7 protein-coding genes and 2 pseudogenes are annotated in these 9917 nt (G+C 69.1%); 6 read left to right on the top strand and 3 right to left on the bottom strand.

Annotated features, from left to right (window positions below; all coding sequences use genetic code 11):
- Positions 1–30 precede the first annotated feature (30 nt).
- A pseudogene (locus A9X03_RS30235) lies at positions 31–144 on the top strand (hypothetical protein); the annotation flags it as partial.
- 49 nt (positions 145–193) lie between these two features.
- On the opposite strand, the pseudogene A9X03_RS28430 reads toward A9X03_RS30235, so the two are convergent.
- Together A9X03_RS28430 and A9X03_RS12685 are read right to left on the bottom strand one after the other, a co-directional pair.
- Positions 194–670: pseudogene (locus tag A9X03_RS28430) on the bottom strand (DMT family transporter); the annotation flags it as partial.
- Between the two features lie 83 nt (positions 671–753).
- Entirely contained in the window at positions 754–1623 is an 870-nt protein-coding gene (locus tag A9X03_RS12685) for an oxidoreductase (RefSeq protein ID WP_067889378.1), read from the bottom strand.
- A gap of 86 nt (positions 1624–1709) precedes the next feature.
- On the opposite strand from A9X03_RS12685, the gene A9X03_RS12680 reads away from it, so the two are divergent.
- The 5 genes from A9X03_RS12680 (at position 1710) to A9X03_RS12660 (ending at position 9317) form a co-directional block, all read left to right on the top strand.
- Positions 1710–2696, top strand: coding sequence for a diacylglycerol kinase family protein (locus tag A9X03_RS12680; RefSeq protein WP_067749288.1), 987 nt, complete (start codon positions 1710–1712; stop codon positions 2694–2696).
- 445 nt (positions 2697–3141) lie between these two features.
- Entirely contained in the window at positions 3142–6381 is a 3240-nt protein-coding gene (locus tag A9X03_RS12675) for a thioester reductase domain-containing protein (RefSeq protein WP_068261336.1), read from the top strand.
- 20 nt (positions 6382–6401) lie between these two features.
- Positions 6402–7310, top strand: a complete 909-nt coding sequence (locus tag A9X03_RS12670) for a metal-dependent hydrolase (protein WP_068261333.1) — start codon at positions 6402–6404, stop codon at positions 7308–7310.
- Between the two features lie 17 nt (positions 7311–7327).
- Positions 7328–8230, top strand: a complete 903-nt coding sequence (locus tag A9X03_RS12665) for an alpha/beta fold hydrolase (RefSeq protein WP_068261330.1) — start codon at positions 7328–7330, stop codon at positions 8228–8230.
- A gap of 10 nt (positions 8231–8240) precedes the next feature.
- Positions 8241–9317 (top strand): PDR/VanB family oxidoreductase, encoded by a 1077-nt coding sequence (locus tag A9X03_RS12660; RefSeq protein WP_068261327.1) that lies wholly within the window; start codon positions 8241–8243, stop codon positions 9315–9317.
- Here the strand turns inward: A9X03_RS12660 and A9X03_RS12655 are convergent.
- The coding region (locus A9X03_RS12655) for a cation diffusion facilitator family transporter (protein WP_156746546.1) at positions 9314–9917 on the bottom strand (604 nt) is incomplete at its 5' end. The two genes, A9X03_RS12660 and A9X03_RS12655, sit on opposite strands and share 4 nt — an antisense overlap.

The raw sequence follows: 9917 nt of genomic DNA, 5'->3' as shown, positions 1-9917 counted from the left end.
GCCGACGTATGGCTGATCGTGGCCCTGGCCATGGCCCCGCCGCTGCTGTTGGCGATGGCCGGCGCCCGGGTCTGGTCGGATCGGCCGGTGGCGGCGTTGTTGCTCGCGGCGGTCGCCGGTTCGTTGCTGGCCGTCTTCGCGGTGCTGATGAAAGGCGTCGTCGACATCCTCGAACACAACCCCGACCAGTTGTGGACCAGACCCGGGCGCCGGCCATCGCCAACAGCAGCGGCGGGGCCATGGCCAGGGCCACGATCAGCCATACGTCGGCCGCCGCGCGCTCCTGACCGCCCGCCGGCTGGCCGACCGCGATGACAACCACCAGCGCCGCGGTGAGCACCACCGCCCACAGCCATTCCGGGCGGGTGACCGGGTGGCGGCTCATCCGCGCATAGATCGGCAGCGCGAACAGCAGCGACGTCACCTGAAGCGACATCACCAACAGCACTGAGCCCTTGTCCAGGGCTGCGGCCAGCAAAACGTAGCTGGCGATGTCGCCGAGACCGCCCAGCAACCAACGCCTGTCGCGCAACAGCATGCCGAACAGCGCGAGGTGGCCGACGGGTTTGTCGGTGACCTCCTGCGCGGACCGCTGGCGGACCACGTTGCCGATCGCCGACGCCAGCGCGGCAAGGAGGGCAAGGATCGCCGCCATATCAGTGTTCGACATGGGTTACCTCCTCGCCTGGGCGTCGCTGCACGGATTTGCTCACCAATCTAGTCGGGCTGCGGCAAACCGCCCGTCGAGCATTCTCATAGCGGGAAAGCGGTGCCGGTGAGCTGCTCGGAAAGGTCCCACAGCGCCGCGGCGGTGCCCGCCCGCTTGGCCGGCCAGTTACGCCAGGTCGGCTGGGTGCGGCCATACAGACCGAAGCGCGGGCCGACGAAGGTGTCGCCGGGCAGATCCTGCGAGACCGCGTACAGCGTCTGCCTGGCCCCGAAATCGGCGTCGGTGGACACGATGCGGTCGACGGCCAACACCGCCGCGTCGCCCAGCTTGCGTCCGGAGTTGCCCTGCAGGTTGGTGTGCGACCAGCCGGGGTGGGCGGCCAGCGCGCGCAGTGGAGAGCCGACGGATTCCAGGCGCCGCTGCAGCTCCTTGGTGAACAGCAGGTTGGCCAGCTTCGACTGGCTGTAGGCCAGCCACGCCGAATACGGGCGGGAGCGCCAGTTCAGGTCCTTGAGGCTGACGTAGCCGAAGTGGTGCATCAGCGAGGACACCGTCACCACCCGGTCGGTCAGCTTGGGCAGCAACAGGTTGGTCAGCGCGAAATGGCCGAGGTGGTTGGTGCCGATCTGGCCCTCGAAGCCGTCGGCGGTCACCGCGTGTTTGGTGGCCATGATGCCGGCGTTGTTGACCAGCACGTCCACCGCCGTCATCTCGTCGGCGAAGCGCCGCACCGAGCCCAGGTCCTGCAGGTCGAGGTGGCGGACGTCGACGTCACCGCGCATCCGATCCGCGGCGGCCTTGCCCTTCTCGGTGTCGCGAACGGCCAGCACGACGCGGGCGCCGGCCCGGGCCAATTCGCGGGCGGTCACTTCCCCCAGTCCGGCGTTGGCGCCGGTGATCACGACGGTGCGTCCGGCGAAGGAGGGCAGGTCTGCTGCGGTCCAACCAGGCATGCAGCCCACCCTAACTATGTGATGCCTCCCACCCGAACGCCGCAGGTATCGTGCGTGGGATGGCCGGTGGAATCCCGACGCCGCGGATGTATTTAGGGGTCATCGTCAATCCGCTCGCGCGCAGGAATCGCGGCGCGCGCGGTGACCGCGTCGCCGAGCTGCGCCGCATCGTCGGTCCGTGGGGCGAGGTCCACGAAACCGCCTCGACCGAGGAGCTGGGCAAGACCCTGGACGGGCTCCACCCGCGGGTCACGCACCTCGTGGGCGACGGCGGCGACGGCGCGCTGCACTGGTTGATCAACGAAATCGAGCGCTGCGAAGCCGATCCGGAACGCTGGCCGACGTTCGTGCCGTCCAACGGCGGCAGCGTCAACGCCGTCGCGCGCAAGGCGCGGGTGCGCGGGCGGCCCGACGCGATCGTCCGCGCCCTGGTGGCAGCCGCCGAGGCGAACCGGCCCCCGCCCGAAATGCGTTTGGACACCCTGCAACTCGACGGCGAGACCGCGGACGGCGCGGCGTTTCATCGCCTGTGTTTCGGACTCGCCGCCGGCGGGGTCGGCAACCGGTTCTACGACATGTATTACGGAAAGCCCGACCACGGCCGTACAGAGGTCGCCCGGGTGATCGGCCGTTCGTTCCGCGATTACCTCGCGTCCAAGGTCGGCCGTTCGCGGGCGTCCAGTTACTCGTCGGTGCTGTTCACCCCAACGCGTGCCCGGGTCGTCATCGACGGCGAGGAGGTCCCGTCGCGGACGCACCGCGTGCTGCACGCGGGAGCGATCGACCTGCGGATCGGGGGACCGTTCCGGCTCTTCCCGAAGGCCGAGAATCCCGGCGCGCTGCATTTCCAGGCCGGCGAGATACGGCCCTCGCGGATCGTGGTCCAGCTGCCCGCGGCACTCACCAATGGCACGCTGCGGGGTCCCGGGGTTCGCGACGTGAACGGCCGCGAAATGACCATCGAGGCCGAGGGGGAGCCGCTCTCGCCGATCATCGACGGCGAACGCTTCGTCGGGATCACCCGGTTGGTGGCCCGGGCCGGCCCCCGCATCCGGGTTGCCCAGCCGAGCTGACTCCGTAGCTCAGTAGGTCAGCAGCGGCGAGACGGCTCCCGTGGCGCATCTCACTCGCCGCCGGGAATGCGAAGCTCGATATTGGGGTTGCTATGGCCTTTGCGGTGCGAATACGAAATGCACCCCGGATTCGGCCGAAGTCATCCCAGGAGAAATCATGATGCTGAGAAATACGTACCTCAGTATCCGCACGAATGCGACAAGGCCCGGGCGGTAAATGCGCTGTTCAAACCATAAACATGAATACTGAAGTCCGTAGATGCGGATCCCATGATTGTCGACGGGTGCCGGTAGTTAAGTCCATCCTGTGAGATTAATGTGCGGTCTCCGGAAATGCCTTGCACGCTTTGCTCAACATCCATCAACGGCGTTACATTGGGCGTTATCAATTGATCCGAAAAGTTCTTATCGCTCATAGTTGACCCGGAAGGGGGTGGCTCCTGCGATGGAGACGCTCATTGACCATCTGCACATGCGCGAAGCCCAAACACCCGACAAGACCCTCTTCCGCTTCGTCGACGACGAAGGCCGCGAGCTGGAGCACTACACCTATCGGAGCTTCTCCGAGCGGACGCGCGAGCTGGCCGCGTACCTGTCGACCGAAGCCGGGCTGCGGCCGGGCGATCGAGCGTTGCTCGTCTACCCGCCCGGCCTGGAGATGGTCGCGGCGTTCTACGCCTGCGCGCGGATCGGGGTGATCGCCGTGCCGGTCAGCCCGCCGCTGCCGATGTCGTTCGAGTCGGGTCTGGCCAAGCTCAGCTTCATCGCCCGCGACTGCCAGGCCAAGGCGGTGCTATCGACCAAACAGTTCGAGTACGACTACCGCATGCTGCTCAACCACCTTGACGGCGGCTCGCCGTGGGCGGAGGCCCAGCGGCCCCCGGAGCTGCCCTGGTTCAGCACCGACGGCACGCAGGAGTTCGGCGGCGCCCACGTCCCCGACACCCCGGAGCCGGTGCTCTTCCTGCAGTACACCTCCGGATCCACCAGCGATCCGAAGGGCGTGGTGGTCAGCCACGCCAACGTCATCGCCAACGCCTCGGCCTTCGCGGGTGGCGAGGTGCTGGTCAGCTGGCTCCCACAGCACCATGACATGGGCCTGATCTCCGCCTACTTGTTCATCCTGCTGGTCGGCGGCACCACGCACGCCATGTCACCGCTGGACTTCCTCAAGCGGCCGTCGTCGTGGCTGCGGCTCATCAGTGACGTGCGCGCGACCCACACGCCGGTGCCCAACTTCGCCCTCGAGTTGTGCCTGCGCGAGGACAAGCTGCCCACATCCGAGCTCGCCGGGATCGACCTGAGCAGCCTGGAGAACATCGTCGTCGGCGCGGAACCGTTGCGCGCCAGCACGTTTGCGCGCTTCCGGCGGCGGTTCGCGCCCTACGGCCTGGAACCCAACGCCCTTACCGGCGCGTACGGCATGGCCGAGAACACCCTGATCGTTTCGCTTCGCGGCCGCCAGACGCTGGCGCTGAACAAGCGTGCGCTGGAGAGGAACCTCGCGCGGGTCGAGAAGGCCCAGCCGGAGAACAGCAACCAGGCCCCGGTGGTCAGCTGCGGCAAGCCGATCGACGGCAACGTGGTCCGCATCGTCGACCCCGAGACCGGCGAGGCCCTCGGGGAGGGCCGGGTCGGCGAGGTCTGGCTGGATGGCCCGTCCAAGGGCGGCGGCTACTGGAACCGCCCCGACGTCACCGCGGAGGCGTTCGCGGCCCGCATCGCCGGCGACACCGAGCGCACCTACCTGCGAACCGGCGACCTCGGCTTCATCTACGAGGGCGAGCTGTTCGTCTGCGGCCGCAGCAAGGACCTGATCATCGTGCGCGGCGTCAACTGCTACCCCTCCGACATCGAGGGCATCGTGGAGCGGTCTGCCCCGCAGGTGCGCGGCGGCTGCGTGGCCGCGTTCGCGGTGGAGCGCGACGACCAGGAGGTGCTGGCCGTGGTGGCCGAGGTCCGTGACGCGGGAGCGCTGCCGGACGGCAAGGCGCTGGCGCGGGCCATCCGCCGGCATGGCCACATCGACCCGCACACCATCGTGTTCGTGCCGCCGCACAGCATCCCCAAGACCACCTCGGGCAAGATCCGGCGGTCCTCGACGCGTCAGCTTTGGCTGGACGGCGAGCTGCCCGTCCTGGCGAGCTACACGCACCAGGCCCACGGATGGGCGCAGACCGACCCGGGCCCGCTGGACCGGTTCCGCAACCTGATCGAGAGCTACGACCTCACCGGCGAAGAGGACTGCTCCTTCGCGGACCTCGGCATCGACTCGCTGGCGCTCGCCGAGCTGCGCGCCGACCTGCAGGCCCTGCTGGAAGAGCATGGCGCGGGGGAGCTGGTCGAGGAGGTCAACACGCGCCTGCTCCAGCGGCTCACGGTGGCCGAATTCTTCCGCCTGATGCGGCAATTCGGCGAGGGGTCCGGCCAGCCGCTCGATGCGCTGCGTCAGGCGCTGGACCAGATTTCGACCGAGTACGAGGCCTACGAGTTCGCGCGGATGCGGGCCGACGCCCAGCTGCCCCTGCCGGCGTTGCCGCCGGCGCGGTCGGGGGCGCCCGGCGACATCCTGCTGACGGGCGCGACCGGCTTCCTGGGGCCGTTCCTGGTCGCCAGCCTGCTCGGCCGGACGTCCTTCACGGTCCACGCGCTGATCCGCGCCACGGATCCCGCGCACGGGCTGGACCGGATCGTCGCGTCCCTGCGCCGGGCCCGGCTGTGGACGCCGGCCCTCGAAGCCGAGGTCCGGGCGCGGGTGCGCGTGGTCTGCGGCGACCTCGCCGAGCCGCAGCTCGGCATCGGCGAGGAGGGGTTCCGGCGCCTGGCCGAGAGCGTCGACGCCATCCTGCACAACGGCGCCCTGGTCAACTACGTTCGGACCTACGACGCCCTGCGCCCGGCCAATGTGATCGGGACTCACGAGCTGCTGCGCCTGGCGATGACGGCGCACCGCAAGACCTTCCACCTGGTCTCGAGCACCTTCATCTACGGGTGGAGCGTCAAGCCGGTGGTCGGGGAGTCCGACGCCAACCTGGAGATGAACGCCCTGGACTTCGGCTACTCGCAGACCAAGTGGGTGGCCGAGCAGCTGGCCTTCGCCGCCCAGCGGCAGGGGCTCGACGTGCGCATCTTCCGGCCCTCGCTGATCTCGCCGACCAGCGCGGGCTTCGGCAGCGGCGACGACATCCTGGTGCGCACCGTGGCGTTCATGATCGAACACGGCATCGCCGCCAACGCGCTCAACCAGCTCAGCCTGCTGCCTGCGGACCTGATCGCCGACCACATCGTCGCGCTGATGGACCTGCCGGCAGACGAGGGCACCGTGTTCAACATGACCGCGGACGACTACTACAACCTGATGGACATCACCCGCGTCCTCTCCGAGCGCTACGGCTATCGCTTCGACTACCACGACATCCCGGAATTCGCCGCCGAGATGAACCGGCGCTGCACGACGCGGGACCCGATCTACCCGCTGGTCGACTTCCTCACCCGGTCGGCCGACAAGATCGCGGCGATGCGGGACAAGCGCTACGGCAACTCCCAATACCGGGGTGCGCGTGCGCTGGCCTCGGTCCGCCTGCGTGAGCCGTCGCTCACCGACACGGTCGAGAATCTCGTCCGGTTCTTGCGCAGTGAGCGCCTGATCACCGAGGCTGAGGCCGAGGCGCAACGCAGCGCCTAGTTTCCCAAGGGGGTTCTTCCATGTTCACCGTCGACGACCAGGCGACGGGCCCGCATGACGCCTCGCTCGACCACGAGCGGATCGTCCTGCAGGCGCGCGACGTCGAGTTCGACTGGGCGACGCTGCCGTTCTACTACGTGCCCAACGAGCCCTTCACCACCCATTTCTGCAACGTGCTGCACCTGCTGCTGCCCGCAGGCGAGGAGTTCATCGTCGACGCGTTCAAGAACGCGTTGCCGCTGATCAAGGACGACCAGCTGCGGCTGGACGTGCAGGGCTTCATCAGCCAGGAGGCCATGCACTCCCAGGCTCATTCCGGGGTGCTGGATCACTTCGCGGCCAAGGGCGTCGACGTCACGCCGTTCACCGACCAGATGGCCTGGCTCTTCTCCCAGCTCATCGGGGACCGGCCCGGGTGGGGCCGGCGCCGCAGGCAGAGCTGGCTGCTCGAGCGGGTGTCGATGGTGGCCGCGCTCGAGCACTACACCGCCATCCTGGGCGAGTGGATCCTGGACACCCCGCAGCACGACGCCTTCGGCACCGACCCGGTGATGCTCGACCTGCTGCGCTGGCACGGGGCCGAAGAGGTCGAACACAAGGCGGTCGCGTTCGACACCATGAAGCACCTGCGCGGCGGCTACTGGCGCCAGGTGCGCACCCAGCTGCTGATCACGCCGGCGCTGCTGTGGCTGTTCGTCCGCGGCGTGCGGTTCATGTACTCGGTCGACCCGTACCTGCCGCCGGGCACCAAACCCCGCTGGCGCGACTACTTCAGCGCGGCGCGCCGCGGCCTGGTGCCCGGGCCGTTCCAGTTCCTGCGGGTCATCGGCGCCTATTACACGCCGAGTTTCCACCCGTCCAAGCTCGGCGGGGTGGGCCGCGCGGTCGACTACCTGGCCCGCTCGCCCGCGGCCCGCGCGGCGCACTGAGCGTCGGGGGCCCACGAATGACTCAGTCCAACACCGTGATCGCGTCCGACGGCGTGTCGCTGGCCGTCCACGCCCACTCGCCGATCGACCCGGGGCGCCCGACGATTCTGGCGATCCACGGCTACCCCGACAACCACCACGTGTGGGACGGCGTCGCCGACGCCCTGGGTGGGCGCTACAACTTCGTGGCCTTCGACGTCCGGGGCGCCGGCGATTCGTCCAAGCCGGCGAAGCGCGCGGCATACCGCCTGCCGCAACTGATTTCGGACATCGGCGCGGTGATAGACAGCCTCGGTGTGGACGAGGTCCACCTGATCGCCCACGACTGGGGTTCCATCCAGGCCTGGGCCGCGGTCACCGACGAGAGGGTGATGGGCAAGGTCGCCTCGTTCACGTCGATCTCCGGTCCGCACCTGAACTACGCGGGCAAGTTCCTGCGGTCCGCCCGCTCACCCCGCGGCGTGTTCGACGTCCTCAAACAGGCGCTCGCCTCCACCTACATCTGGTTCTTTCTGTGCCCGGGCGTGCCGGAGTTGGCGATCTGGTCCCGGGCGACCGTTGCGGTCTTCGCGGCGGTCGAACTGATCGGCCGGCCTCGCCGGGCCGGTCGGCGGCGCGCGGCGACCACCCGGTCGACCCGCGACTACGTCAACGGGCTGAACCTGTACCGCGCCAACATGCCCGGGCCGTTCCTGGCGCCCGGGAAGGAGCTGCCGCAGACCAAGGTCCCCGTGCAGGTGTTGGTGGCGCGCTGGGACTACTTCGTCTCGCCGCCCCTGCAGCGGTTCACCGGCTCGATACCGCCCAACGGCAGGGTCGTCGACATCGAGGGCGGGCACTGGGTGGTGTCCTCCCATCCCGAAATCATCGCCCGGCTCACGAGCGAATGGGTCGATCAGAACACCATTGGTCAGACGTAGGATACTTGTTGTGGCACAGACGATTTGGGGCAGCAGACCCGCCGACTTGTACGGTCGTCGCAAGCGCGACCGCCTCTACACGGCGTTGTGGGGAGTGGGCACCCTCTTCGGGGGCTTGGCGTCGGCGTCGCGCTGGGACCCCTCGCGGGTGGTGCCGGTGCGGCGGACCACCACCGCGGTGGTCACCAAGCGCGAACTCCTCACGCCCGACGTCGTCGCGCTGACGCTGGGTGACGCGCAGGGTGGATTGCTGCCGTCGTGGACTCCCGGCGCGCACATCGACATTCGGCTGGCGTCGGGCCGCCGACGCCAGTACTCACTGTGCGGTCCGCCCGGGCGGCGCACCGACTACCGGATCGCGGTACGCCGGATCGCCGACGGTGGCGGGGGCTCGATCGAAATGCACGACACTTTCGACGTGGGCGACACGATCGAATTCGAGGGGCCCCGCAACGCGTTCTATCTGGTCACCGACGAGCGCGAGGTGCTGTTCGTGATCGGCGGCATCGGCGTGACTCCGATCCTGCCCATGATCTCACTCGCCCAGCAGCGCGGAATCGATTGGCGTGCCGTGTATGCCGGCCGCAGCCGGGAGTACATGCCGCTGCTCGACGAGGTAGTGGCGGTGGCGCCCGACCGGGTCAGCGTGTGGGCCGACGACGAGCGTGGCCGCATTCCCGACGCCTCCGAACTGCTCGCCGATGCCGGGCCGTCGACGGCCGTCTACGTGTGCGGCCCGACCGCGATGCTGGAGTCGGTGCGCACGATGCGCGACCAACACGCCGACGCGCCACTGCATTACGAGCGGTTCGGGCCGCCGCCCGTCGTCGACGGCGTCCCCTTCGAGCTGGAGCTTGCCCGTTCACGGCGCGTGCTGAGCGTGCCTGCGAACCGGTCGGCACTGGACGTCATGCTGGACGGCGACCCGACGACCGCGTACTCCTGCCAGCAAGGCTTCTGCGGCACCTGCAAGGTGAAAGTGCTTGCCGGGGAGGTCGATCGCCGCGGCCGCGCCGCGGAGGGCGACGGCGAAATGCTGGTCTGCGTCTCGCGGGCCAACGGCGGTCGCCTGGTGATCGACGCCTAGGGGTGGTGCGCCGGGTAGGCGTGCACCAGGGCGCTGTCGAGCCGCGGCACGGCGTGGGTCAGCTGGTGCTCGGCGTCGTGGGCGATGCGGTGCGCGTCCTGAAGGCTGATGCCGGGGTCGATGTCGAGTTCGGCATCGGCGTGCAGGCGGTGCCCGATCCAGCGCATCCGGATGCTGCGCACGCTGCGGACGCCGGGGCGGGCGGCCAGCGTCGCTTCCGCCGTGTCGACGAGCGCGGGGTCCACCGCGTCCATGAGCCGGCGGAAGATGTCGCGCACGGCGCCGCGCAGCACCGCCAGGATCGCCACCGTGATGATCAGGCCGACGATCGGGTCGGCCAGCGGGTAGCCGAGCGCGACGCCGGCCGCCCCGAAAAGCACTGCGAGCGAGGTGAATCCGTCGGTGCGAGCGTGCAGGCCGTCGGCGACGAGGGCGGCCGAGCCGATCCGGCGGCCGGTGCGGATCCGGTAGACGGCGACGATCTCGTTGCCCGCGAAGCCGATGAGCCCGGCGGCGGCGACCCAACCCACGTGGCCGATGGCGACGGGGTGAATCAGCCGCAGGACGGCCTCGTAGCCGGCGACGATCGCCGACAGCGTG

The sequence above is a fragment of the Mycobacterium sp. E1715 genome (genome assembly GCF_001667625.1).
Classification (GTDB): Bacteria; Actinomycetota; Actinomycetes; order Mycobacteriales; family Mycobacteriaceae; genus Mycobacterium.
Note: the sequence above shows the minus strand (reverse complement) of the source record. Positions and strands in the feature narration are given on the sequence as shown.